General features: G+C 41.7%; 20 protein-coding genes, 1 tRNA gene and 4 pseudogenes. 18 read left to right on the top strand and 7 right to left on the bottom strand.

Features of this window, described 5'->3' with window-relative positions:
* Positions 1 to 4 precede the first annotated feature (4 nt).
* The 3 genes from recR to DXA05_RS21730 are packed head-to-tail and all read left to right on the top strand — an operon-like array spanning position 5 to position 1640.
* Positions 5 to 622, top strand: a complete 618-nt coding sequence (recR, locus tag DXA05_RS21740; RefSeq protein ID WP_004306273.1) for a recombination mediator RecR — start codon at positions 5 to 7, stop codon at positions 620 to 622.
* A gap of 26 nt (positions 623 to 648) precedes the next feature.
* Positions 649 to 1107, top strand: a complete 459-nt coding sequence (locus DXA05_RS21735; RefSeq protein ID WP_044131866.1) for a hypothetical protein — start codon at positions 649 to 651, stop codon at positions 1105 to 1107.
* On the top strand, positions 1104 to 1640 hold the full coding sequence (locus tag DXA05_RS21730) for a GNAT family N-acetyltransferase (protein ID WP_004326972.1): 537 nt from the start codon (positions 1104 to 1106) through the stop codon (positions 1638 to 1640). Before DXA05_RS21735 ends, DXA05_RS21730 begins: the two co-directional genes overlap by 4 nt.
* Before the next feature lie 4 nt (positions 1641 to 1644).
* Here the strand turns inward: DXA05_RS21730 and DXA05_RS21725 are convergent, their stop codons facing one another.
* On the bottom strand, positions 1645 to 2235 hold the full coding sequence (locus DXA05_RS21725) for a YqgE/AlgH family protein (protein ID WP_004300427.1): 591 nt from the start codon (positions 2233 to 2235) through the stop codon (positions 1645 to 1647).
* 94 nt (positions 2236 to 2329) lie between these two features.
* Entirely contained in the window at positions 2330 to 3646 is a 1317-nt protein-coding gene (locus tag DXA05_RS21720) for a pyridoxal phosphate-dependent aminotransferase (protein ID WP_004314588.1), read from the bottom strand.
* Between the two features lie 152 nt (positions 3647 to 3798).
* Between DXA05_RS21720 and DXA05_RS21715 the strand changes: the two genes are divergently transcribed.
* A tRNA-Asp gene (locus tag DXA05_RS21715) sits at positions 3799 to 3872 on the top strand.
* A gap of 74 nt (positions 3873 to 3946) precedes the next feature.
* On the opposite strand, the gene DXA05_RS21710 is transcribed toward DXA05_RS21715, so the two are convergent.
* The 3 genes and pseudogenes from DXA05_RS21710 to DXA05_RS21700 form a co-directional block, all read right to left on the bottom strand.
* A complete protein-coding gene (locus DXA05_RS21710; RefSeq protein ID WP_117683760.1) occupies positions 3947 to 4951 on the bottom strand; it encodes a beta-ketoacyl-ACP synthase III in 1005 nt (334 codons plus the stop codon).
* A 315-nt stretch (positions 4952 to 5266) separates the two neighbouring features.
* Positions 5267 to 5509 (bottom strand): annotated as a pseudogene (locus DXA05_RS21705) (DnaB-like helicase N-terminal domain-containing protein); the annotation flags it as partial.
* Between the two features lie 285 nt (positions 5510 to 5794).
* Entirely contained in the window at positions 5795 to 6097 is a 303-nt protein-coding gene (locus tag DXA05_RS21700) for a DUF4248 domain-containing protein (protein WP_055236512.1), read from the bottom strand.
* Positions 6098 to 6329: 232 nt separating this feature from the next.
* On the opposite strand from DXA05_RS21700, the gene DXA05_RS21695 reads away from it, so the two are divergent.
* The 12 genes and pseudogenes from DXA05_RS21695 (at position 6330) to DXA05_RS21635 (ending at position 21365) form a co-directional block, all read left to right on the top strand.
* Entirely contained in the window at positions 6330 to 6737 is a 408-nt protein-coding gene (locus tag DXA05_RS21695) for a hypothetical protein (RefSeq protein WP_087317949.1), read from the top strand.
* Between the two features lie 112 nt (positions 6738 to 6849).
* Positions 6850 to 7257 carry a hypothetical protein gene (locus tag DXA05_RS21690; RefSeq protein WP_008022169.1) on the top strand — a complete coding sequence of 136 codons (408 nt, stop codon included), beginning with the start codon at positions 6850 to 6852 and terminating at the stop codon, positions 7255 to 7257.
* A gap of 3 nt (positions 7258 to 7260) precedes the next feature.
* Positions 7261 to 8565 carry a DUF3440 domain-containing protein gene (locus tag DXA05_RS21685; protein ID WP_008022172.1) on the top strand — a complete coding sequence of 435 codons (1305 nt, stop codon included), beginning with the start codon at positions 7261 to 7263 and terminating at the stop codon, positions 8563 to 8565.
* Positions 8562 to 9104 (top strand): ParB/RepB/Spo0J family partition protein, encoded by a 543-nt coding sequence (locus tag DXA05_RS21680; RefSeq protein WP_004313605.1) that lies wholly within the window; start codon positions 8562 to 8564, stop codon positions 9102 to 9104. Before DXA05_RS21685 ends, DXA05_RS21680 begins: the two co-directional genes overlap by 4 nt.
* 701 nt (positions 9105 to 9805) lie before the next feature.
* On the top strand, positions 9806 to 10171 hold the full coding sequence (locus tag DXA05_RS21670; RefSeq protein ID WP_004313606.1) for a hypothetical protein: 366 nt from the start codon (positions 9806 to 9808) through the stop codon (positions 10169 to 10171).
* Between the two features lie 21 nt (positions 10172 to 10192).
* Entirely contained in the window at positions 10193 to 10765 is a 573-nt protein-coding gene (locus DXA05_RS21665) for a DUF3575 domain-containing protein (RefSeq protein WP_128859627.1), read from the top strand.
* Between the two features lie 8 nt (positions 10766 to 10773).
* Positions 10774 to 12284, top strand: a pseudogene (locus DXA05_RS21660) (DUF3868 domain-containing protein).
* 57 nt (positions 12285 to 12341) lie between these two features.
* A complete protein-coding gene (locus tag DXA05_RS21655; RefSeq protein ID WP_128859626.1) occupies positions 12342 to 14054 on the top strand; it encodes an Mfa1 family fimbria major subunit in 1713 nt (570 codons plus the stop codon).
* A 276-nt stretch (positions 14055 to 14330) separates the two neighbouring features.
* Positions 14331 to 15329, top strand: a complete 999-nt coding sequence (locus DXA05_RS21650; protein ID WP_128859625.1) for a FimB/Mfa2 family fimbrial subunit — start codon at positions 14331 to 14333, stop codon at positions 15327 to 15329.
* A 2-nt stretch (positions 15330 to 15331) separates the two neighbouring features.
* Positions 15332 to 16444: a fimbrial protein gene (locus DXA05_RS21645; protein ID WP_128859624.1), complete on the top strand. Its 1113-nt coding sequence runs from the start codon at positions 15332 to 15334 to the stop codon at positions 16442 to 16444.
* 41 nt (positions 16445 to 16485) lie between these two features.
* Complete coding sequence (locus tag DXA05_RS21640; protein WP_128859623.1) at positions 16486 to 18093, top strand: fimbrillin family protein; 1608 nt, start codon at positions 16486 to 16488, stop codon at positions 18091 to 18093.
* Positions 18094 to 18137: 44 nt separating this feature from the next.
* Positions 18138 to 21365, top strand: coding sequence for a fimbrial protein (locus DXA05_RS21635; RefSeq protein WP_128859622.1), 3228 nt, complete (start codon positions 18138 to 18140; stop codon positions 21363 to 21365).
* Positions 21366 to 21461: 96 nt separating this feature from the next.
* Here DXA05_RS21635 and DXA05_RS21630 read toward each other — a convergent pair whose 3' ends face one another.
* A complete protein-coding gene (locus tag DXA05_RS21630; RefSeq protein ID WP_008022188.1) occupies positions 21462 to 22421 on the bottom strand; it encodes a hypothetical protein in 960 nt (319 codons plus the stop codon).
* A gap of 236 nt (positions 22422 to 22657) precedes the next feature.
* Positions 22658 to 23616: pseudogene (locus tag DXA05_RS21625) on the bottom strand (hypothetical protein).
* Positions 23617 to 23816: 200 nt separating this feature from the next.
* Between DXA05_RS21625 and DXA05_RS21620 the strand changes: the two are divergent.
* Together DXA05_RS21620 and DXA05_RS21615 are read left to right on the top strand one after the other, a co-directional pair.
* Positions 23817 to 24745: pseudogene (locus DXA05_RS21620) on the top strand (UDP-glucuronic acid decarboxylase family protein).
* Between the two features lie 19 nt (positions 24746 to 24764).
* The gene (locus tag DXA05_RS21615) at positions 24765 to 25898 is read left to right on the top strand and encodes a hybrid sensor histidine kinase/response regulator (RefSeq protein ID WP_008017655.1); all 1134 of its coding nucleotides are present in this window, start codon (positions 24765 to 24767) and stop codon (positions 25896 to 25898) included.
* Positions 25899 to 26102: the final 204 nt, after the last annotated feature.

The raw sequence follows: 26102 nt of genomic DNA, 5'->3' as shown, positions 1-26102 counted from the left end.
ATCTATGAACCAACAATATCCTTCTATACTGCTTGAAAAGGCAGTCGGCGAATTTTCCAAACTTCCGGGTATCGGGCGTAAGACGGCTATGAGGCTTGTTCTGCATCTGCTCCGTCAGGATACGGCTACGGTGGAAGCTTTCGGAAATTCTATCATAACATTGAAACGTGAAGTGAAATACTGCAAAGTGTGTCATAATATATCCGATACTGAAACTTGCCAGATTTGTGCTAATCCGCAACGGGATGCTTCCACTGTCTGTGTGGTGGAAAATATCCGTGATGTAATGGCGGTAGAGGCAACCCAGCAGTATCGCGGGCTTTATCACGTTTTGGGAGGAGTCATTTCTCCAATGGACGGAGTCGGACCGAGTGACCTTCAAATTGAAAGCCTGGTGCAGCGGGTGGCTGAAGGTGGAATCAAAGAAGTTATTTTGGCGTTGAGCACTACGATGGAGGGCGATACTACCAACTTCTACATCTATCGCAAGCTGGATAAACTAGGGGTTAAACTAAGTGTGATAGCCCGTGGCATATCGGTTGGTGATGAACTTGAATATGCCGATGAAGTGACTTTAGGACGCAGCATTGTGAACCGGACGCTTTTTACCGGAACTGTATAATCATTATTAATCATTTAAGAACGAACATGGAAGAACAGATAAAACGAGCTGTCAGAAATTTGAATATCAGTTATGTTTTCTTTTGGGTGCTCCCGGCATTTTTGCTTGGGGCAGGAGAGTTTGAACTCTTTCCCGTAGGAGGTTTGGTAGATAACGCACCGGCTATCTACTATTTTGAGACGGTCGGCATTTTGCTTACTGCTTTGTGTGTGCCTCTTTCTCTTAAATTATATAGCTTGGTGCTTAAGAAAAAGATAGATCACATGACTATCACGCTTGCCTTGAAGCGATATGTGCAATGGAACATTGTTCGCTTGGGAGTGCTTGAAGTAGCTATTGTGGTGAACCTTTTGTGTTACTACCTGACGTTGAGCAGCACGGGTAACCTCTGTATGCTGATTGGCCTTACGGCGTCACTTTTCTGCCTGCCCAGTGAGAAGAGATTGCGTAACGAACTTCACATTGCAAAAGAAGAAAAGCTATGAGACAGTCTTTCTTGATGAACGAACGTATCTATCTTCGTGCGGTAGAACCGGAAGATATGGATATAATGTATGAGATGGAAAATGATCCTTCGATGTGGGACATCAGTAACTTTACAGTTCCATACTCCCGTTACGTATTGCGCCAATATATTGAAGGTTCGCAGTGTGATGTGTTTGCGGATAAGCAATTACGTTTGATGATGGTACGCAAATCCGACCAGTGTATCCTTGGTACGATTGATATTACGGATTTCGTTCCCCTTCATTCGCGGGGAGAAGTAGGAATTGCCGTGCATAAGGATTATCGGCAGCAAGGGTATGCCACCGACGCATTGAAGCTGCTTTGTGAATATGCTTTTGATTTTCTGTCTTTAAGTCAGCTTTATGCACATGTCACGACAGATAATGACGTTTGTGTAAAGCTGTTCACGTCTTGTGGCTTCGTTCAATGCGGATTATTGAAAAACTGGCTGCAAGTGGAGGGCTGCTACAAAGATGCATTGCTTCTCCAATGTTTGAATCCTAAGAAATAAAATATTAGTTGAGAGTAGGCACTTGTGGGAAGCGTGACCACGTTTCGTACTTGCTGCCTAGCTTCTCTAAAGCAGTCCGCCACATATCCTTGATATTGTTTTTCATCAGATATGATTTTTCTTCTTCAGACACCAGCCATGTGTTTTCTCTGATTTCGTTATTTAACTGTTCGCTGTCCCATCCGGAATACCCCAGGAAGAAACGGATACATTCGCTGATTTTATTCCCTTGTAATATATATTTCTTTATTTCATCAAAATCTCCATTCAGATAAAGTCCTTTGCTGATAGAGATAGAGCCGGGGATGTCTGATAGTGTATGGAGGTAAAATAAAGTATCAGTGGCAATCGGTCCACCCTTGTATAGAGGAATCTCGTCCAGATATTTAAATTCCATGATGATATCGTTCAGGAATAATGGCAGTTGTTTGTTGATAACCAATCCCATACTTCCTTCGTCCGTATGATCGACCAGTAAAATTACGGACCTGCCAAACGTTGCGTCACGCAGAAAAGGTTCAGATATTAAAATCCTTCCTCTTGATGGTAACACATTATTCGATTGAATCTTAAATATGTCAGAGTCGATATTCATGCCACTAATGTAAGAAAAAAAACGGAATAACAATCGTTATTTCCGTTTTTTTTCATTTAAAGAATGGCTTTTATGAATATCTTATGTCAGATAATCAGGCTATCGGATGATTTTCTGCAAATAGTTTCATTCTTTCGTCCAGTTGCGCATACTGATGGTCTTTAATAAAAGAGGTACACGCGCGCAAACCTTCCTGATGGCTTCCTGTTGTAACCAATGAGATCGCGCTTACTCCGTAGTACATCAGTTCTTTGGCCAGTTCGCCGCTGGTCATTCCCGGATATCCGATGGTAAAATAGAATCCGTCCGCAATCGGGTCGCCCAAGTCGTTGTCATATACCAGGTGGAAACCGTGACGGAGGAAGATTTCTTTCAATTTTTGTGCTCGCTCACCATAGATCTTCACTTCGTTGAGGAAGTTATATTGTCCTTCGTTGGCAGCTTTCAGCATGGCAGCCATGGCGAATTGTGCGGAATGACTTGTTCCTGATGAAAGTGCATAAAGTACGCGATGGATGAAAACAGTTCCAAAGGTACCGCCACCATATCGTTTGGTCAGTCCCGGATAGCTTCGGTGGTATAATTTATCAGAGATACAGCTTACGCCAATACGCTGTCCGGCGTAGCTGAATGCTTTCGAACCGGAAATCAACAATACATAATTATCTGTATAATGGGCTACTGATGGCTGGAAAGGAGGTTGGTATGGTTTGCTCAAATCCTGCCGGAAGTCCATGGCAAAATAAGCCAAGTCTTCCAAAACAATCACATCATACTGCGTTGCCAATTCACCGATAATCTGCAATTCTTCCTCTTTCAGGCAAATCCAGCTGGGGTTATTGGGATTCGAATAAATGATAGCTGATATATTTCCTTTTTTCAGATAGCTTTCTAGTTTCTCTTTCAGTTTGTCTCCGCGGTAGTCATATACATCAAACGTTTCGAACTTTTGTCCCATTACTACCAACTGCTGCTTCTGTACCGGAAATCCGGGATCGATGAATAAAATCGTATCTTTCTTTTCGTCGCATTGGCTGCAAGTGAGGAATGAAGCGAATGTGCCTTGCATTGAGCCGGTGACAGGTACGCATCCCTCCGGATTTAAATCCACGTTGATAAATGCTTTGATAAAGTTGGACGCCTCTTTTTTCAGTTCCGGCAATCCGTTGATATCGGGGTATAGGCTGGCAATGCCATTTTGTAACGCTTCAATCTCTGCTTTCACACCTACTGCGGAAGGAGGGAGCCCCGGAACGCCCATTTCCATTTTGATAAATTCAACTCCCGATGCAGCTTCTGCTTTCGAAGCAATAGCTTTCACTTCCCGAATGGTAGCTTTTGAAAAATCGACAATTTGAAACTCATTTATAGTTTCATCAATCAGATGTCGTTCAATTGGTGTATTTTTCATTCTATTTTCTATTTTATTAGTAGCTGCAAATGTACACGATAATTCTTAATAAATCCACTTTTTCAGAAAAAAGATACTGAAGCTATTGCAGGTTTCAAAAAAATATCTACCTTTGCATCCGCAATCGAGAGAGATGCTTTAGTGAATATTTTGGTGCGTTAGTTCAGTTGGTTAGAATACATGCCTGTCACGCATGGGGTCACGGGTTCGAGTCCCGTACGCACCGCACTTCCCAAACAAAAAATCCTCTGGTTTCTAGTAAATTAGAGGATTTTTTATTTGGAAGATAGCGATTAATCGCTATCTGTTTTTTCCATCATATCCCCATTTTATATAAATAGCTCCCCAGGCAAATCCTGCTCCGAATGCAGTGAGAATTAGGTTATCTCCTTTTTTGAGTTTATCTTCAAAATCCCAAAGGCAGAGTGGGAGAGTGCCTGCACTGGTATTGCCGTATCGTTCAATATTAACCATGACCTTTTCGGCGGGAACTTCCAAACGTTGTGTTACAGCAGTGATAATGCGTTGATTAGCTTGATGGGGAATCACCCAGTCGATATTGTCTTTGCTTAGATGATTTCTTGCAATAATAGATTCACAGGCATCTGCCATGTTAGATACCGCGTATTTGAATACAGTGCGTCCTTCCTGATAGATGTAGTGCATTTGATTATCCAATGAATAATAAGAAGGGGTGCATACGGAACCACCGGCTTTAATATGTAAAAAAGGTAATCCTTTACCATCTGTCCTTAACACAGCATCCATAATACCCAAATCTTCAGTAGTAGGTTCAAGCATGACGGCTGCTCCGCCATCGCCGAAAATAGGACAAGTTGCCCGATCGGTATAGTTTATTATTGACGACATCTTTTCAGCACCTACAACCACCACTTTCTTGTAATTTCCGGAACGGATAAAGTTAGCTCCTGTTTCCAATGCATATAAAAAACCACTGCAAACGGCCTGTATGTCGAAAGCAAAAGCTCTTTTCAGTTCCAGTCTCTCACATAAAATAGAAGCAGTGGAAGGAAGGCGGTAATCAGGAGTTGTTGTAGCTACAATTACCAGATCAATATCATCCGGATTTGTATGGGTGCGTTTTATCAGTTGTTTGACAGCTTTACGAGCTATGTAAGAAGTTCCTAGTCCTTCATCTTTCAGAATACGCCTTTCCTTAATACCAATACGCCCCATAATCCATTCATCGGTGGTATCTACCATTTTTGAAATCTCATCATTGGTCAAGATATAATCGGGTACATATCCTCCGACTCCTGTAATTACTGCGTTTATATTTTCCATTTGTTTTATCTAGTTTGGTAAATTGAATAAGGAGGTTGATCCAATAATAAAAATGCGGGCGCAAATATATGGAAAAGAGACTGAAATCCAATATTAGTTTGTGAAACTGTAGCCTTTTTAATTAATAAAAAGGAATATTTGACCAAATTTTGTCTAACTTTTTAATTGACGATTTTTGTTTAAAGTGACGGACTGTCGTAAATACTTGATTGATAGAGCATCATGAGTGCTATTCCAATATTGGCAACCAAGAAGTTTGTCGAGTAACTTGTTTGGGCATAAAGATGGCATATCGGTTATTCAATTTGTATAAAACCCTCCTATAAATTCGAGCTTGCCACGCCGGGCAAATTTTTCTTTTATGGTCATGATATCAATTACTCGCCCGGCATGGTACATACTTTGCAAGGCAGCATAAATCTCACGGTTCGTTTCAGTGTAAAATACTTCCGGCCGTAATATGCCGGCAACCAGTGTAATAGCTTTGCTTTCCAGCAGGCAGGCACCGAGCACGACTTCTTCGAGTTCGGCGTCCTGTGGGTTTGTTATCTCACTCATTTTCTTTTCTAATAATCATATTCATTCATAAATGCCTTATTTGACAGGTAGTCCGGTTGGTTGAGGTGTACAATTTTACGGTTATGAACGGCTAAATATTTTAATATTGGCTCATGTGTCCAATACCCCTGATTATTGCCCATATTTTTGGACCTCTCTGTCTGCCTTCTTCTACTCTTGCTCAAACGCCCTGTTAAAAGGGGAGGCCGGCATGCCTATATTAGCACTTCGACCACCCCTTCATCCATTAATATATAAATGAAAAAAAGAATGTATTAAAATACATTATATCTTTTTCCCCATTTTCGGGACAGCAAGATATGAATTCTTTTTTATCATTTCGTATACTAATGCAGGCGTTCCCCAGAACCTTACAATAATCGCAATTTGCTGAGGAGTGAGCGTTGTGGTATGCGGGGTGAATCCCGCTTCCGTGAGTTGGTTCAGTAATACCGCATGTTCTTTGATGATCCGACGGAACGCTTTCACCGCTGAACAATTATACTGATAGTTCGGAAAATAAGCTACTGCCACTTCGGACAGTGCATGGCAGCCATGAAGCAGCCAGTCAAAAGATTGATTATCCATTGTTTAAAATATTTAAATATTCCGCAAAAGTACGATTCGTTTCATTGGAAGGAAAAACCGATTTTATGATGCCGGTAATTTAAATGTGTTATAAGTATGAATATTTTTAAATAAAAATCTAATTATTTAAACAATCTTCTCTATATTTGCATGTGAGATTAGATTTTATATGGCATTTTTCCCGGTTAATAATCAGTAAGGTCAAACCGTTTATATATAACTAAATTTTATAATGTCAAAAGGAATAGAGATCATAAAAGATCGTTTACAACGAAAGCGTGAACAGTACATTCGTCAGGAAGAGAAAATAGAACAAATGAAATGTACAATGCAAAACACTAGCGAGGAAATAGAGCAGCTGGAATATGTTCTTAGTGAAATGGAACACATATCGGATACGCATCGTGAGCCACGAGTGATTCCCAATGACAAAGTGGGAGATGTGTTTGCATATCTCTGTCGGGTGTTTGAGTTTTTACAGCACCGCTTAAAGTTGCATTTTAAATATAAACTGGCATGTGAAGTCATCTTTGCCCGTTATCAATTTCAAAGCCGGTCGCATACTCCCGGGCGGGAATATCTAAGCTTTGCCACCATACTGACTTACTTTAAACGTGAGAGAGGAATGACGGACGGGTGATTTCAAAAATATCGAAATATAGAGATAATAACATGAAAAACAAATGTTTTAGGAACAGAAATGACGAATTTGATATTTTTTCCTTATTTTTGTGTGTCCATTTTTGAATGATATGATACAGATAATACGATTAAAAGGAAAAGACAAACATTTATATCGGCTTGTGGCGCCGATGGTGATGGATCCCGAAGTGATACGCGCAAACAATAATTACCCTTTCAAGACGGGCGAAGAGTATGTGTGGTTTATTGCGATTGAAGATAAAGAAGTGGTGGGCTTCGTGCCGGTGGAACAGAAAAGCCGGAAGAAAGCTGTAATCAATAATTATTATGTAAAGGCAGAAGATGCCGGACGGGAGGAAATCCTGTCGCATTTGTTGCCTGCCGTTATTGCGGAATTCGGGCCTGAGAGTTGGTTGCTCAATTCGGTCACACTGGTACAAGATAAAGAAACATTTGAAAAGTTTGAATTTGTATCGATGGACAAGAAATGGACACGGTATGTAAAAATGTATAGATAACTTATGGCGAAAAAGAAAATAGCAGGCACAAAGAATGTATATGAATTAGCACAAGAACGACTGAAAGTTATATTTAATGAATTTGATAATATATATGTGTCATTCTCCGGAGGTAAAGACAGCGGGGTACTGCTGAATATGTGTATCGATTATATCCGGAAGAATAACCTGAAGGTACGTTTGGGAGTCTTTCACATGGATTATGAAATCCAGTATAAAATGACCATCGACTATGTGGACCGGATGCTGGAAGCTAACAAGGATATTCTGGATGTGTACCGGGTATGTATTCCTTTCCGTGTGGCTACCTGTACCTCGATGTATCAATCCTTTTGGCGTCCCTGGGAAGATAATAAAAAGAATATATGGGTTCGTTCCATGCCTAAAAAGGCAATGACTAAAGATGATTTTCCTTTTTATAATACAACCATGTGGGATTATGAATTCCAGATGCGCTTTGCGCAATGGATACATACTAAAAATGACGCTGTGCGCACTTGTTGTCTGATCGGAATCCGTACACAGGAGAGTTTCAACCGGTGGAGGTGTATCTATATGAGCCGCAAATTCCAGATGTATCATAAATACAAATGGACTTCAAAAGTAGGAAATGATATTTATAATGCCTATCCTATATTCGACTGGAAGACAACGGATGTATGGACAGCCAATGGAAAATTCCAGTGGGATTATAATATTTTATATGACCTTTACTATCGTGCCGGAGTCAATTTGGAGCGTCAGCGTGTAGCAAGTCCTTTTATTAACGAAGCGCAAGAGAGCCTGCAGCTTTACCGGGTGCTAGATCCCAATACCTGGGGTAAAATGGTCGGAAGGGTGAACGGTGTGAACTTTACCGGTATGTATGGCGGTACTCATGCGATGGGATGGCAGTCGGTGAAACTTCCCGAAGGATATACATGGCGCGAGTTTATGTATTTTTTGTTGTCCACTTTGCCGGAACGGGCGAGGAAAAACTATCTCCGTAAACTATCAGTGAGTGTGAATTTCTGGCGGACAAAAGGTGGATGCCTAAGTGATGCTACCATCCAAAAGTTGATTGATGCGAAAGTACCGATTATCGTTATGGACAACAGTAACTACAAAACGTTGAAAAAACCGGTACGTATGGAATATCAGGATGATATCGACATTCCGGAATTCAAAGAAATACCTACGTATAAACGGATGTGTGTTTGTATTCTTAAGAATGACCATGCCTGCAAATATATGGGATTCTCACCTACGAAGGAGGAGATGAGTAAGAGAAGTCAAATTATGGAACAATATAGAATCATAGTATCATGAGTGTAGATAAAAGTCCTGTTTATGAGGTAAAAGCGGTACCCGTAGAAAAAGTATATGCGAACGATTATAATCCGAATGTCGTTGCACCGCCTGAAATGAAGTTGCTGGAACTTTCTATTTGGGAAGATGGTTTTACAATGCCATGTGTGTGTTACTACAATAAAGATGAAGACCATTATATACTGGTGGATGGTTACCATCGCTATACGGTATTGAAAACTTCCCAACGAATCTATAAGCGTGAAAACGGCTTGTTGCCGATTGTGGTGATAGACAAAGATTTGTCTAACCGTATGAGTTCGACCATCCGGCACAACCGTGCGCGTGGAATGCATAACATTGAATTGATGTGCAATATTGTTGCGGAACTTGACAAGGCAGGTATGTCCGATCAATGGATAATGAAAAATATTGGTATGGATCGTGATGAATTGTTGCGCCTGAAACAAATTTCAGGACTTGCCGATCTGTTTGCTAATCGCGAATTCAGTATTCCTGATGAGGTGGCACCTACGGAAACAGAGCGTAAAACCTTATAATTTGATAACTATATATACATATAGAAATTGAACTTGTTGTCATTTAGGCACAAATTATACAAGTTATTGGGCTATTTTGTTGTATAAAATAGCTATGTCTTTTGTCTAATTTGTGCCTAAGTTGTGTCTAAATGACACAGAAAACCATAACTTCCCTCCATTGTCCAAGTTTTTATGAGAGAAACTTGGTTTTTTTTAATGTTCGCATATCGAAAGAAATGAGGATATTAAATATTTTTGTTGTGAATTTCGTAACCCTCTTGTTCGCTACCTGCATAATTAGCCCCTTTATTCTAAGTTGATTCTCTGTAACAGAAATGAATACAATTTTGTATCTCCTTTAATATTCCGAAATTTGCAATATGAGATTTGGACAAAAATATTGTCCTGAGAGAAAAGCAAAAAGAGAAATAAGAGAGATATACAAGAAGTAGAAGAAAGTATATTAGAGAATTAATGAGAGAAATAACAAAACTTACAATCAGTATTTTATATTTGATTTTTTTATTATCTGTGATGTGTGTGCAGGGGTCGAATGTGACCGGCACTCTCTTTCAATTAACATCGAAGGTGACAACTTGTGCGGATATATATGCCAGGTTGTTGACTAAGCCGTTGAGCAATCCTTTGCTTGGCTCTCTGTCTTATAGTGACACTCAAGAAACTATCCCCATGAATTTATAACATTAAAAACAGGAAATTTGGAAAAAGAAGTTCATATTAGACAAAGGGAAGCTGTTCCTGCTACGGGAAGTACACTTCAGCTCATGCCTACTGGAAATTCAAATTCGGAGGTGTATGAAATCGATTATTTCTGCCTTACGGGCGAAGTGGATGAAAGTGCTAAAAATTGGATTCGTCTGTATTCTTCCGTAATGCCGGAGGGACATACAGGAGAAGAACGCATTATCGTTGAAGACGGTAAGATATATATTAAGGTATTGCCCAATGTAGAGGCGGATTCCAGAAACGGAATCGTACATCTCACAACAATGGTGTCTTCCGTTAAAACGGGCATCAGTAATGTGCAACGCATAAAAATAGATGTTACTCAATTAGGACAATAAACAACAGTAAATGTGATATAAATGAAGAAAGTTGCTATACTCATATTATTCATGCTCGGATGTGCCATTTCCGAGGGTCATGCCCAGAAGGTTGCGCTGAAAAGCAATCTGCTGTATGACGCTACTACTACCATGAATCTGGGGCTGGAGATCGGACTGGCGCGTAAATGGACGCTGGATATTCCGGTCAATTATAATCCGTGGAAACTTTCCGACGGCAAACGCCTCCGTCATTGGGGAATACAACCTGAAGTCCGTTACTGGTTTTGTGAGAGTTTTCGCCGTATGTTTGTCGGAATGCATGGACATTATGCCGATTTCAATGTAGGGGGATGGCCCGACTGGTCTTTTATCAGTGACAATATGCAGCATACGCGTTATCAGGGATATCTTTATGGTGGTGGCTTTTCCGTAGGATATTCGTGGATTCTGAAAAAACGCTGGAGTATAGAAACATCTGTCGGAGTGGGATATGCGCACATTGTATATGACAAATATCCTTGCTCTACTTGTGGTACGAGATTAAAGGAAAGCAGCAAAAACTATTTCGGGCCTACTAAAGCAAGTGTGTCACTTATTTATGTAATTAAATAATGAGGAGTATGATAATAAGAAAAATAGGTTTCCTTGTGTGTATGTTGGTGGTTTGCAGCCTGAATATAAACACAGCTATGGCTCAATCCCGCTCTTATGAAGGTGGCATTACTGTGAATCCGGTGCGGTTGGAACAGAAAGGTGATTTTATTCATGTCGATATAGATTTTGTTTTGAATAATGTGAAAGTGAAATCTGCCCGGGGAATGGATTTTATTCCGCGACTGGTGACTCCCGGATACACACAGAATCTTCCGAAAGTTTCTATTAAAGGTCGTGACGAGTATCTGGCGTATGAGCGTGAGTTTGCGTTGATGAGTGCCAAAGAGAAGAGAAACTACGAGAAGCCATATATAGTGGAAAAAGCCGGAAAACTAAGAAATGATACGATTCGGTATCAATATCTGGTTCCGTTCGAATCATGGATGAAGGATGCGCGTCTGGACGTGCAGCGTGATGAATGTGGTTGCGGCGAAACGGAATTGATGAACATAGAGGAGTTTGGCAAAGTGACGTTGGAACGTGTATGGACGCCTTACGTAGTGGTTCCTCAGTTTGCTTATCTGCAACCGAAAGCGGAAGAAATCAAACAACGGGATATTCAAGCAGAATGTTTTCTGGATTTCGAGGTGAATAAAGTCAATATTCGTCCCGAATACATGAATAATCCTCAGGAACTGGCTAAAATCCGCAAGATGATCGATGAGCTGAAGTCCGATCCGAATGTGAAAGTGAACCGTCTGGATATTATCGGTTATGCATCTCCGGAAGGAACATTGGCAGCGAATAAACGTTTGTCTGAAGGACGTGCCATGGCGCTCCGGGATTATCTGGCATACAGGTACGATTTTCCGAGAAACCAATACTACATTGTCTTTGGAGGTGAAAACTGGGACGGACTGGAGAAAGCGCTTGAAACAATCGAAGTGGAATATAAAGACGAAGTGCTGGATATTATCAGGAACATACCTATTGAAAAAGGAAGAGAAACAAAACTGATGCAACTTCATGGAGGGACGCCTTACCGATACTTGTTGAAGTATATTTTCCCAAGTCTGCGTGTGGCTATCTGCAAAGTGAATTATGAAGTGCGGGATTTCAGTGTGGAGGAAGCGAAAGAGATAATCAAGACGCGTCCGCAGAATTTGAGCTTGAATGAAATGTTTCTGGTGGCTAATACCTATCCGACAGGCTCGCAAGAATTTATTGATGTGTTCGAAACGGCTGTCCGGATGTATCCGCAGAGTGAGATTGCAAATATAAATGCTGCTACTGCCGCTTTATCACGCAATGACTTGGTTTCGGCCGAACGTTATCTGGCATGGTGAATTCGAATAAGAATTTGCCGGAATATAATAATGCTATGGGAATATTAATGTTAATGAAGGAAGATTATGAATTATCGAAGAAATTTTTGAAAGTTGCAGAGCAGTCAGGTCTGGATGCAGCTAGGGGCAATCTGGAAGAATTAGTCAGGAAGAAGACTAATGCTGCCGAAATGAGAAAAAATGGTAAGTAAAACTTACTGATTAAGTGGGAAATTATATATGTATTAATTCTAATAATTTTTTGTATTATGCTAAAGATTAAATCAATTTTAGTTTCGTTGCTGGCCGTTGTGGCATTAGCAAGTTGTTCAAATGAGAATCTGGAGGAAAATCCGGAGGTTGAAGGGGGAGCAGGTTATGATGTAGCTTACGTATCAATTAGTCTGACTAATCCAAAAGTGCCTGGTTCACGTGCTTCTGGTGAACAGCCGGCTTTGCCTGCGGAAAGCGCGATTAATGAGCTTTATGTGATTACGTTCGATGCGGGTAAGGTGGTGACTAAGGATGAAAAGGCAACTAAGTATGCCACGGTATTGGGATCAAGTTCTTTCGGGACAAATAGTGGAGTTACGACTCCGAATACTCCGGTTAAAGTGGATCCGAATACTAAGTATTTGCTTGTTATAGCCAATCCGGGTTACCAATTAAAGGATCGCTTGGATAACCTTTCAGCGGGTGCAACCTATACTACCATCAATGGAATGATTACAGTTCCTGAAAACAATACTAAGCCCAACAATGCTTATCTGGTAGAGGAGGTTGTACACTCTAATGGTTGTGCAATGATTAATGTCGGATTCTACGATGATTCCGATTCAGATCCAGCCAATCATGCATGGAAAGAAGAATGTCTGCTCGATGTATCGGACAAGATTGTTTTGGTCAGCGACTATAAATCGGAAGCGCAAGCTCAGAATGCGGCGAAAAGTAATCCGGCTACTCTTGAGATAGAACGCCTTGCTGCAAAATTGGAGGTTATGATTGGCGGTTCATTAGAAGTAGGACCTTTTGAAGATGGAACAAATGCAAGTCTTGGACAGTTTGATTTTGGAAATTGGACTATAGACTACTACAACTCCCTGTTCTTTCCTTTTGCAAAGAAGACTACCACAGAGTCGTCTCATACTACCGGATTCTACAAAAGCAACTTCTATACAGTTGACCCGAACTTTACGACTGCAGGTGGAAGTGAATATCTTACAGGTATTGTTAAGAATACACTCGAAGTTACTACTCGCGAACCTAAGGTAGAATGGGTTACTGAAAGTGCGACTGCGGGTGATAATTACAAATACTGTATCGAAAATACGATGGCCGCAGGATATCAGAAGTTCGGTGCGGCTACGCGTCTGGTACTTAAGGGACAGTATGCACCTTGGAAGGCCGGTGAATTTACTTTAGGAGATGACTGGTATCGTCTTCCTAACGGAACTAATTCTGTAAACTTCAAGAGTTTTGCTGACTTGCTGGCTGCTTATACACCTGCTAAAGTTAAACAAACAAACTCAGAACCTATGACCGCCCAGGAAAAACTCTTGGTTACGGCATGCGAACTATTCTATAACCAGATAAAATCTGAACTTACCACCAATGATCCAGGTAGTTTTGCTCTTCTTACACATACTATTCTTAACGACAACAATATTAAGAATGGCGGTGAACTGTGCAAAGAAGAAGGTTGCATCTATTGGTATCCAAAGAGTCTCAACTATTACTACTATGAGATTCGTCATGACAATGCAGCCAACTCTTATATGGAGTATGGAAAATACGGTGTAGTACGTAATAACTATTATACGCTTACGCTGACAAAGGTGAATGGTAACGGTACACCGTGGTATCCTGGTGGTGGTCCCGAAGATCCGGATGAAGAAGAAGATATCGATAAGAAAGGTGCTTATCTCCACTTTGAGATTAAAGTTGCTCCGTGGATATACTGGACTACAAATTTCGAAATCTAAATAAACTCTTTACTTTCAAAGAAAACAGGGCAGTGCGGACTGCCTGCCCTGTACTTTTTTTAATAGATATTCCGTGCGGAACAGGCCGCCGAAAAAAGTAAAAACAAGCCGGTGACAGGCTTCCCAAAAACAGCACTGAAATATACCGGCGCATCCGAGATGCAATGAAATGCAAAGCGCGCCCCTAAAAGAGGAAATAACCGGAGGTCACAAAATAGAGATCTCTGACAATATAAAATGGCAAACCGATAGGGTTGCCCCCTAAAAGAAAAAGATATGTTCGGAAAAACTAAATCGCTGTTCCTTATCGTTGCTTCGATGCTATGTATGGCTTCGTGCGACAGTATACGCGAAGACCTTCCACGGTGCGAACTTTGGTTGGAATTTGTATTCGACTACAATATGGAATATGCGGATGCATTTAATCCGCAGGTTAAATCGGTGGATGTACTTGTGTTCGACAGCGATGATAAATTGCTTTTCACCAAAAGTGCCGAGGTTGCTGCGCTGGTGGGTGGAAACCGGATGTCGTTGACCGACGAGCTCGATTTCGGAAGTTATAAAGTACTGACCGTCGGAAGTCTGTCTGACAGATTCCGGCTTTCGGACAATGCAGGTAATAAACTGGCACCGGGAACTACCACCCTCCAACAGGTCATTGTATCCCTGAAGCGAGAGACGGATGTTGTTAATTTCGAGTTTCAGCATCTTTACTTCGGAGAGGTTGTAGAAGTGGACCACCTGCCATCCAGTACCGACCATAAAATTTATCCGGTGAACCTGATACGTGACACCAATCGGTTTAATCTCGCGTTAATGGGATATGAGGAAAATAAAGTGGATGGCACACAATATACATTTGAAATTCAGGCGCCGGAAAATGCGGTTTATTCCTGGGAAAACGAACCCACAGGACAAGGGCCGGTTACTTATGTGCCTTACTATACAGGTCCGGGTGAAATATCCGACGTGGTTATGTCCGCACGCCTGAACACGATGCGTTTGCTCAACAGGAGCGGATGGGATTATAAATTTATTATAAGGGATGCGAATACCGAAGCTGAAGTCTGGAGCTACAATCTGATGACACTCTTGAGTATTGCACGTCCGGTTTCCCGTTACGACGGAACGGAGCTTCCCTTTCAGGAATATCTTGACAGGCAGAGTGAATGGAACCTGATATTTACAGTTGTTGAAAAAACCGGAGGAGGATTCCTTCAAATTGGTATTGTCGTGGGGAACTGGATTCATTGGCTCCACGGGATGGAAGTTTAAGAATGAGAAAAAAGCTATTACATATCATTTGTCTGGCATCCACCATCCTTTTGTTCTCATGTAGTAGAGAAGCTGATGTGGCTTATGAGTTGCCTGCCCATACTACCCGGGCGCAACTTAGCATCGACTTGGTGAACAATGGGGATGTGGAACAACAGGAGAAGATAAACTCCATGCGGTTTATCGTATTCGGCAGCACGCCCGGTGGCGTGAGGCTGGATGTGAATGAACACATCCTGTTGAGTACTCCGGAGACAGCTACTGATATAGATGCGCAACTTCTCGAAGTGACTTCCAGTAATGATATCCTGGTCGTAGTTATTGCCAACGAACCGCAGAGCCTCACAAGCAAACTTGACGGTATAGCCAATCTTTTGACATTGCAAGAGATGATTTACGATATCTCCAGCATACTGAATAGTGACGGGCAGATTATTTCGGCAACCGGAATGCCTATGACAGGAGTGATCCGGGATATATCCATAGCACCTGATGAAACCAAAACAGTACAAATGGTGATCGAACGTGCCGTAGCCCGGGTAGATGTCTTTATCGAAGCTATAGACGGTGGGGCGGTGACCGGATATATTGCCGGAAGCACTAGTGTCACCTTGCACAATTTCTCCTACGATAGCTATTTCGTGATGGGAAACGTGGACAACGGCACGCGTGATAACACCGACTCTTCAAAAAACTACGGAAAAGTGAAGGAAGACGTGTCGAAAAGCAATTTGTTAACGCATAAGTGGACAGCTGCGACTACAGAAACTTGGGCATATTCATCTGCTCCCGGAGCTGAAAACCGGAAGTTGCTTTGCTCGTTCTACACAGCCGAACGTCTATTCAAGTCGGATTATTCCGACCGACTGTCTATCAGTATGGCTAATGTCCCGAAAGGCCCTTCGGACGTCACCGGAATAACCGAGAAAGTAATTGAAAGCGTAACAAAGGTTGATGGCACAGGCAGTCCGACGGCGCAACCTTTTACGGAGATCCGTCGGAACAATGTGTATCAGGTAACGGCACGCGTCGGAAAAATAGGTATTCAAATACTGACGATAAGCGTAGAAGATTGGGGTGAAAGACAAGACATTGACTTGAATCTGGACTTGTAATATCTTTCGTTGATTGTTTTTAATTTCGGAAAAGAAGTAAGATGATAAAGACTATAAATAATATTAAGATGATTATGGCAATGGCTGTCCTTTCGGCTGTCCTCTTTTCGTGTGTCAGAGAAGAGATGACGTGTGATAAGGAATTAATTGTTGTGCAACGTATCGGAGAAGGCGGCTATGTCTACACTCGTGGTGCGGCAATCTCTTCGAATACTGATCTGAAAGAAGAGACTTTCGGTCTTTACGGCTCACTGACTCCCAATGCTTCCGTTCCCCAACCATACTTCAATGCAAGTGCCACGGTTAACGCCGACCTGACAGCCACCATCTCGCCGTTGCAATATTGGCCCGGATTGCTGAATGCGAGCATGAAATTCTTCTCCTGGTATCCGTACAGTGATGTGAATGCGCCTACTGCGAGTTTCACTAATCCCGGAGAAATGGTGCTGAATTATACAGCGAATGCGTCCGCAGCCAATCATGTCGATGTACTGGCGGCTATATCGGACCCTGTATGGGTTGAAGGTGTGAATATACACTTCTACCACACATTGACCAAGGTTACCTTTACATTCAAGAAAGTAGCTCCTGTACCGGATGAGGTGACTATCGAGAAAATAGAATTCCAGAATGTGGGAAAAAGCGGTAAACTTGCCGTGGCTGAAATTCCAACCGCCACGACGAAAAACGGCAAACCGAAGTTTGTCTGGAGCGATGTCGCCACCGGAAGGGTTGCTTCTACTCTCACTGGTAACAAAATGGTGACCGAAGATGCCACCTTGATGGGGGATACATTCCTCATGCTGCCGACCGACGCTTTCTCCGCAACCGCCAAAATCGTTGTCACCACCAACTTTGGTGACCGGGAATTCCTGTTCAGTGATATTATCGCCAAGAACCCGCACTCTTGGGGGTCGGGCGAGTACATCAACTACAATCTTACGATATCCAACGAAACCTATCAGCTTTCAGCCACCCCGCTTGAATGGACGGAAAGCCCGGTGAATGTGATTTTCGACAAACAGTATTATCTCAAGTTATCGCAGACCAAGGTACAGACGGCTGGTGATGGTGTCACTGTCAATATAGAAGCGAAAACGAATTATGATGCCAATCCGGATACGGGCTATCTGCCGGGTGCGTCATTAAACAAAAGTGCTATGGATACATGGCCAACGGTTAACATGACCCAGACATCCTTTTCGGGAGGTGTGTATACCTATAATATACAAGTTGTGATGCCCGGATTTAACTCCGGAACCGGAACTAAGCGGGAAACAGGCTTTTATATCAATGCCGGTAATCTGCGACATCATGTACTGTTGAGCCAGTGGAAAGAAGACGGAGAGTGGTTGACCTCGAACGTAGAATTGGACGGCAGTGATGGTGGAACCGGAAATATGCAACGTCGCAAGCTTGTCTTTACTTCGGGCAACCCGGGAACGTGGGAGTGGAAGATAACCCAGATACAGGATCCGGATAAAATTCTGCTTAACAGTGAGACAATGCTCGAAACAAGTGGCGTGAGTGGTGATGTGGTTTACTTCTACTTTAGAGCCGATGCTGTGTCCGGTGATACGGCTACACTCACACTAACCAATACGAATGGTGATAATCTGCCAATAGCGGTGACATTGACCGCGCCATAATGGCGAATATGCAATATTAAAGTTTAAGGAAAGGAAATAGAAATATGCAATATGGGATTTCAATCATAAGAAGGTACTATCTTTTGTCTGTTTTGTTGATGACAGTATGGCTTACCGGATGCGTACAGGAAGAATTAGGATCAACACCTTCTCCGGCAGGAAACGGTATCCGGTTTACATTAACGGTTCCCGATGTAAACCTCCCGTCCGTATCTTCGCGTACGATGACTGGAACGGGAACAGCAAAGAAAGAAGACGAAATAGAAACGGTGGATATTCTTGTTTTTGATATGTCAAAAACACCGGCGGTATACCTGGAATGGGTCAGCGCTACAGGAGTTACTCAGGACTTGGCTGACAATTCCACTGTGAGTTTCTCTGCTGTGCTTTCTCCCACTACCGCATCTACCTGCATCGTGGTTGTGGCAAATAAGGAACTTGATAATATTGTGTCGGGCTTCATGAAGGGAACGACCACCAAGGTTGAGGCAATGGAAAAGATGCTCCACACCCAGACCGGCAAATGGCTGGCAGACGGTTCGACGACTGATGGGTATACGCGGATTCCGATGTACGGGGAGAAGGTAATAAGCAAAATCACTCCTTCGATGGATCCGATAACTGGCATAAATATGAAACGTATGCTGGCGCGCATCGATATCCGTAATAACAGTGCCACTTCGAATTTCACGGTCGAAGAGGTTTACCTGGCTAATTACAATACCACCGGATACATTGCTCCGGCATGGAACACGAACGGGCAGGTTACTGACCCGGCTCCGGATACTCCGGTTCTCCCTGTGAACAGTGGTAAAATGACGGAAGAAGGGGATGCAATTCTTTACTCCGTAAATGGCAACACACCCTACGATGGGGAGATTTATACATTTGAATCTCTAGCAGCAGAGGATGCCGGTGGTGTGGGACAAGATGGAGAAGCGAGCCGTAAGAATGCTACTTGCCTGATTGTGAAAGGAAGAATCGGTACGGGCGAATCGACATTTTACCGGGTGGATTTTACCAAAACCGGAAATACAGGAGAGCAGGTGGAATATTTGTCCTTGAAGCGAAACCATAAATACATCATTACCATTACTAAGGCGTTGGGAATCGGTTATAAAAGTTTTAGCGAGGCGTTGGCATCTTATACAGTCATGTCCAACCTTAAATTCCGGTTGATACACTATGACCGTGACAAGGTCAAAGATGTAGTCTACAATGGGCAATATATGCTCGGAGTGGGTGAGTCGGAGGTCGCTGTAACTCAATACCAGAATAATAGTTATGCCATAGACGTTTTTACTGACAGTCCCGGTGGCTGGAAAGCCACTGTTACTGCAGGGAGCGACTGGCTCAAATTTGAAGGTGGGGTCGATGCGGCGTCGGGCGTTGCGAACGATGATACCCAACTCAAATTGAAGATTCCTTATTTTAATAATGAAACTATAGGTGTTGAGCGTAAGGCTACTGTTACGTTGACAGCAGGGCGCTTGACTCACAATATTGAAGTGACGCAGTATACGATAGATCCGGGAATTATCAAATTTGTCGATGCATACGGAAATGTGTTGGAGAGAGGTCTTTTTTTCCCGATTAGAAATCCCGATGGTGACGAACTCCCTCTTGAACCGCAGACGGTGTATGTCATGTTTTCCGTGGATAAGATAGAAGGTAAACTTTTTGACGCTAACGATATCAGTATGATCCAATATAATACCGGCGGTTTGATTCCGCACTTAGACAGGACGAATACGGTACCGTTCAGTGAAAGGGTGCAGGCGTTTACCATACAGCCTAATCCGCGAAGAGCGGGTGATGGTACTGTTGAAGATGGTGAAGGCTGGTGGTGGCGTTGGGACTTCATCTTATTCGGCCTGTACGATAAGGAGGGATACCTCACTCATGTACAATTCCCCATCAATCAAGGGGAGTTGGAATTCTCATTTCGATATATTCCCACTACAGTCAATAGCCGTACTTATAAAGTCAATCTGGGTGCGGAACAATACTTGCAATTGTTTGTCAATAACAATTGGGAAATTATGGATATTGAGGAATTGAATATAACGAACGATGATGGTACCGGACTAATTCGGACCGATTCGGATAATGATGTAATTATAGGCAGAAAGAATGCGGACGACAAGATGTATCTTGAGTCTATCATAGGCTATGATGACGGCAAGGGGAATGATGTGGTTGGCCATGGATACGATTTTAGGCTGAAGCTTCACCCCGGCAAGTGGAAAGAGGGAAAAAGCGGAACGATAAGAATTACGTTCAGAAATGTAATGCATACCGTTGCGGATGAAGAATTCCCGTTTTATCGTACGATTGACCTTCAGATGGTGTCCGAAACCAAATCTTACACAACTGCCGGGGAACCTCTTTTCTATCTTTATCCGCTTCGGTTTGATAACAGGCTATATTATAAGGAAATAGGCGAAACGAAACAAAGTGTGGGGCGGTTGGAAAATGTAGCCGATGCGGAGGATATCTGTAGGAATATAGGCGATGGTTGGCGTCTGCCTACTGCCAGTGAACTGTTGCTGTCATTCGCTTATGAAAATGCTTTAGGTGGCAATGCGGAGAATTATAATAATCATGATAGCCAGAATATATATGGGTGGTATCAAAACTGGACTGGTAATTACTGGACTTCATCATACTATGAGGCTAAAGGCTCTGCTACCCGTTTTTGGATGGAGATGTCGGCAGGTTATCTGGATTCCGCACCTGTTAGCGATAATAATTATTTCCGTTGCGTAAGGAATAATGCAAATAGCGGAAAGAAGTACCCTTATCTGACAGTAGAATCCACGGGGGTCACTATTATCTCCCGCGATGCCAGTGGAGGAACAGATCCTTCGGTGTTATTTGCTTCAGGTGAAACTCCGAATACAAGTGACGCGATGAATAAGATTGCTCCTAAGTTTCAGATTGAAAATACCAGCAGTAATGGTAAAACATGGTCGGAAGCAAAAGCGGCATGCGAAAGCAAAGGGAGTGGTTGGCGTCTGCCCACCCAGCGTGAGATGTATTTGGTACTCAGTATGGGTGGAACCGTTACCAGCATCAAAAACCAAGGTTTCGGTAGCTCAACTACTTGGACAGGGAGCGGATTCGAGAAGATTAGCGCTGTGCATTGGACATTGACTTTACGCGATGGCGGCTATTGGGTGGTCGGGCATAATAATGGTGAATTCGGCGCATGGACTACGCCAGAATCTACAGATTGGGCTTGGTATCGTTGTGTGCGCACAATAGAATAAAAGCTAAAAGAGCTGTATCAGAATCTTGTTTGTCTTCATTCTGATACAGCTCGTCTTTTACATCTCTTTCTTTTATATCCTAAAATCTACAATTGTTTACAACGTATTGATAACTTCCAATTGCTTTTGTAAAAAAGCGATACGCTGTGCTTCTCCACTTTCTGAAACCAGAATAGAGTGGCGCTTCAACGATTGAATCCAATTGCGTTGCATCTGGCAGATATACGAGCTTTGCGAATCCATCGAATTGATAGAATATACCCGCAGCAGGCTGACTTGGTAATCATGTTTCTCGATATAACTGTAAGTGGCTTCGAAACTGATATTGGACAGATAGAAAGATACTTTCTTGTTTTCGCTGAACTCTCCTTTTATGGACAGATGTTCTACCACGCCAAGTAACTGAAGAAGCTCTTCCTTTAAATGCATGACATCGTCCTTGCTTATCAGATTCAGACTGGCAAAGTACTTGATCTCTTTCACAAAAGAATAAAAGATATTTGTGTCCCAGATGAAAAACGTTTTTGGACACTGTCTTATACTTTCACTCAGCTTCTTATGCACATTGACGATCCGTTCATCTACAGACATCTCTTCCAAAGAATGTGGCGTCTTTATATCTCCATTCTGATACATCCATCGGCAAAGACGGAATTTAGACAAATTCTCATAGGAAGAATAGAGTGTAAAGGGCAGGGAATTGGATGCAGTATACACCTCCGTCGTATTATCTGTTTTCACATAGTCGAAAATTTGCAGATAACGGTTGATTATTTCGTAATAACTTTCCAGCGCACTGGAAGCATGAAGCAAGTTTAGGTCGAAAGTAACTTTATTAGATACATGGCTACCGACAATCTGGTCGATAGAAATACCGAGTTTTTGAGAAAGCAGCGCTACTTCGTCTATTGTAAAAGACACCTCACCCCTCAATCTGCGATAGACAGCTTCCTTTCCCATGCATAAAATGTCAGCCAAAGTATTGGCCAGATTCATATCTTGAGGAATTCGCTCCCTCATTGTAGATATTAATTCGTTTAGAATACCGTTTTTCATTGTTTGTTCCTTTAATTTTAATGTTAATAATCTCTGTGATACATTCTATGCAAAATTACGTCTTGTGTTTGAAAGATTTGTGTGGTAAAACAGAGATGAGCGTACAGGTCTTTTTCTGATTGGGAATCAAGTGGGTAGGATGGGAACAGGGAATGAAAAAAAGTAGATAAGATTCTTATCTACTTTCATTTATTGGAACTTAATTTTTTTTGAAGTTCTAATCTGCGAAAATAAAATTAAAGAGCGTCAATAATTTCTCGCTGTTGCTTGAAGAATTGAATACGCTGCATTTCGCCGCTTTCGGATATCAAAGTGGAGAACTTTTTCAGAGATTGAATCCATTCTTTCAAGGTACAGAAAATTTCGTTGTCCATCGTGGTAATGGAGTTGATAGAATAAATACGTATGAGGCTCAGTTGCAGGTTATTGGTGTCTACATAACTATATGTTGCCTCGAAGTTGATATTCGACACATAGATGCGTACACGATTGCCGTCGGCTGTTTTACCGTTGATAGCCAGTTCTTCCAGTTCATCCGCCAATAAGAATAATTCTTTTTTGATTTCTTCTTTTGTTTCGTCGGAAATGAGATGGATGCTGGCGAAGTATTGAATATCGTTGATGAGATGCTGGAAAATCATATTATCCCATATATAGTCTATGGAGTGGATATGACGTGTCATTGCTACATAGTCTTTTTGGATATTGACCAGTTTCGGTGGAATATCCAACTCTTCGAAACTCTTGCAATCAATATATTTATTCTGGTACATCCATTTGAATAAACGGAATTTTGCCAGAAGCTCATGTTTCAGATAGAGAGTCTGTGGAATAATGTTGGCGGAAGTTCCCATTACAGAATTCGGGTCATCCGGCATCGTATTAATCAGCGAGACATATTTTTCAAGGATATTGTAGTAACTCTCGAACGGGTCGTCATAATCTACAATGTTTATATTGAACATGGCGTTCGATTTGAAACTTAGTCCTATAATTTTGTCTAACGATATACCCAGTTTTCTTGAAATAAGAGCCGACTCTTGCAAGGTGAAAGGTACTTCACCGCGCAATCTTCTATATACTGCCTCTTTTCCTATGTATAGCGTGTCCATTAACATATCTGCCAGTTGCCTTTGAGCGGGAGCTTTTCCTTCATCGCTTCTATGAGGTTTGCATTTGGATTATTTGTCATCATAATAGTTCTAATAAATAATACTTTTTTATTATAAACATTTGTCAGTGGCAAGTTGTTTCGGAAATTGAAACTATTTAAATCTTCTTTTTTTTAAAATATCCTCTCCGAAAATTGTTTATTTTAAGCAAATCGGTTACATTTGTGACCATAAACAAAACGAAGAGACAGCGTCTCTTTAGTAAACAATAGAAATATTTAGAATGAAAAGAATATTGGTAAGTGGCGGAGCCGGTTTTATAGGCTCTCATCTCTGTACACGGCTTATAAACGAAGGTCATGACGTGATATGCCTGGATAATTTTTTTACGGGTTCGAAAGATAATATCATTCACTTGATGGATAATCATCATTTTGAGGTGGTGAGGCATGATGTCACTTATCCTTATTCGGCTGAAGTAGATGAAATCTATAATTTGGCCTGTCCGGCATCTCCCATTCATTATCAACATGACCCGATTCAAACTGCCAAAACATCTGTGATGGGAGCTATTAATATGCTGGGATTGGCAATGAGACTGGATGCCAAGATTCTGCAAGCTTCTACGAGCGAGGTATATGGAGATCCAATCGTTCATCCGCAACCGGAAAGCTATTGGGGAAATGTGAATCCGGTGGGATACCGGTCTTGCTATGATGAGGGAAAGCGTTGTGCAGAAACGTTATTTATGGATTATCACCGTCAGAACAATGTGCGTGTGAAGATTATCCGTATTTTTAATACGTATGGTCCGCGAATGTTGCCGAATGACGGACGGGTTGTTTCTAATTTTATTCTTCAAGCGTTGAATAATGAAGATATAACGATATATGGTGATGGGAAGCAGACACGCAGCTTCCAGTATATTGATGATTTGATTGAAGGAATGATAAGAATGATGAATACGGAGGACGAGTTTACAGGTCCTATAAACCTGGGGAATCCGAATGAATTTCCGGTATTGGAATTGGCGGAAAGGATCATTAGTATGACCGGTTCATCTTCGAAGATTGTATTTAAGTCTTTACCGGATGATGATCCGAAGCAACGCCAACCGGATATTACATTGGCTAAAGAGAAATTGGGCTGGCAGCTACTGTTGAACTTGAAGAGGGGTTGAAGCGTATGATTGAATATTTTAAAAATGTCTGAAGCATAAAAAAAGAAAATTATGAATATGGAAATTAATCCTTCTGAATATAAAGTCCTTATTGTGGACGATGTGATTTCAAACGTCCTTTTATTAAAGGTACTTTTGACTAACGAGAAATTCAAAATTGTGACTGCCGGTAATGGAACGCAGGCGTTGGAACAAGTGAAGAAGGAAAATCCGGATCTTGTATTACTGGATGTAATGATGCCGGATATCAGTGGCTTTGAGGTAGCTCAACAAATGAAAGCGGACCCCGAAATGGCTGAAATTCCCATTATCTTCCTGACTGCTCTAAATAGTACGGCGGATATCGTAAAAGGATTTCAGGTGGGTGGTAATGACTTTATTTCAAAGCCATTCAATAAAGAAGAATTGATTATTCGTGTGACGCACCAGATTTCGTTGGTTGCAGCGAAAAGAATCATTGTTGCACAAACGGAAGAGTTGCGTAAGACGATCATGGGACGCGACAAACTCTATTCTGTGATTGCACATGACTTGCGTTCACCAATGGGATCTATCAAGATGGTATTGAACATGCTGATTCTGAATTTGCCGAGTGATACAATCGGTGATGAGATGTATGAATTGTTAACGATGGCTAATCAGACAACAGAAGATGTATTCTCATTGCTTGATAATCTGCTGAAATGGACGAAGAGCCAGATTGGTAAGCTGAAAGTGGTTTATCAGGATATTAATATGGTGGAAGTCGTAGAGGGCGTAAGTGAAATCTTTACGATGGTGGCCAGCCTGAAAAATATTAAGATAGTACAAGATGTGCCTGTAGAAAATGTGGCTGTTCGTGCTGATATTGACATGATTAAGACAGTGATTCGTAATTTGATCAGCAATGCGATCAAGTTTAGCAATGAAGGTTCGGAAGTAGTGGTGTCACTGACAGAGGAAGATGGTATGGCAATCGTAAGTGTGAAAGATAGTGGTTGCGGTATTGATGACGAAAATCAGAAGAAGTTGTTGCACACTGATACTCATTTCAGTACCTTCGGTACAAATAATGAAGAAGGTTCGGGACTCGGATTATTATTGTGTCAGGACTTTGTTGTCAAGAATGGTGGTAAACTGTGGTTTACTTCAAAGAAGGGAGACGGATCTACATTTAGTTTCTCAATTCCATTGCTCGAAAAATAATTGATTCAATGCGTTTTTGTCTCTGTTAAAGGATGCGTTGAAACTTCTTTATATTTTATTCAGGCACGGATTACACGGAATTATACGGTTTAAGATAGGGATATTCAGTAAATGTTCCTCTTTCTAAAAAATCAAGAGAAAAGCTTTGCTTTACGTGAGCTTTTCTCTTGATTTTTTCGTTCAACTCTCCCAGTCTTCTATCTT

Origin of the sequence: Bacteroides sp. AM54-2NS, from assembly GCF_003602935.1 — a bacterium.
GTDB classification, from domain to species: domain Bacteria; phylum Bacteroidota; class Bacteroidia; order Bacteroidales; family Bacteroidaceae; genus Bacteroides; species Bacteroides xylanisolvens.
This window is presented reverse-complemented; position numbering and strand designations above follow the sequence as displayed.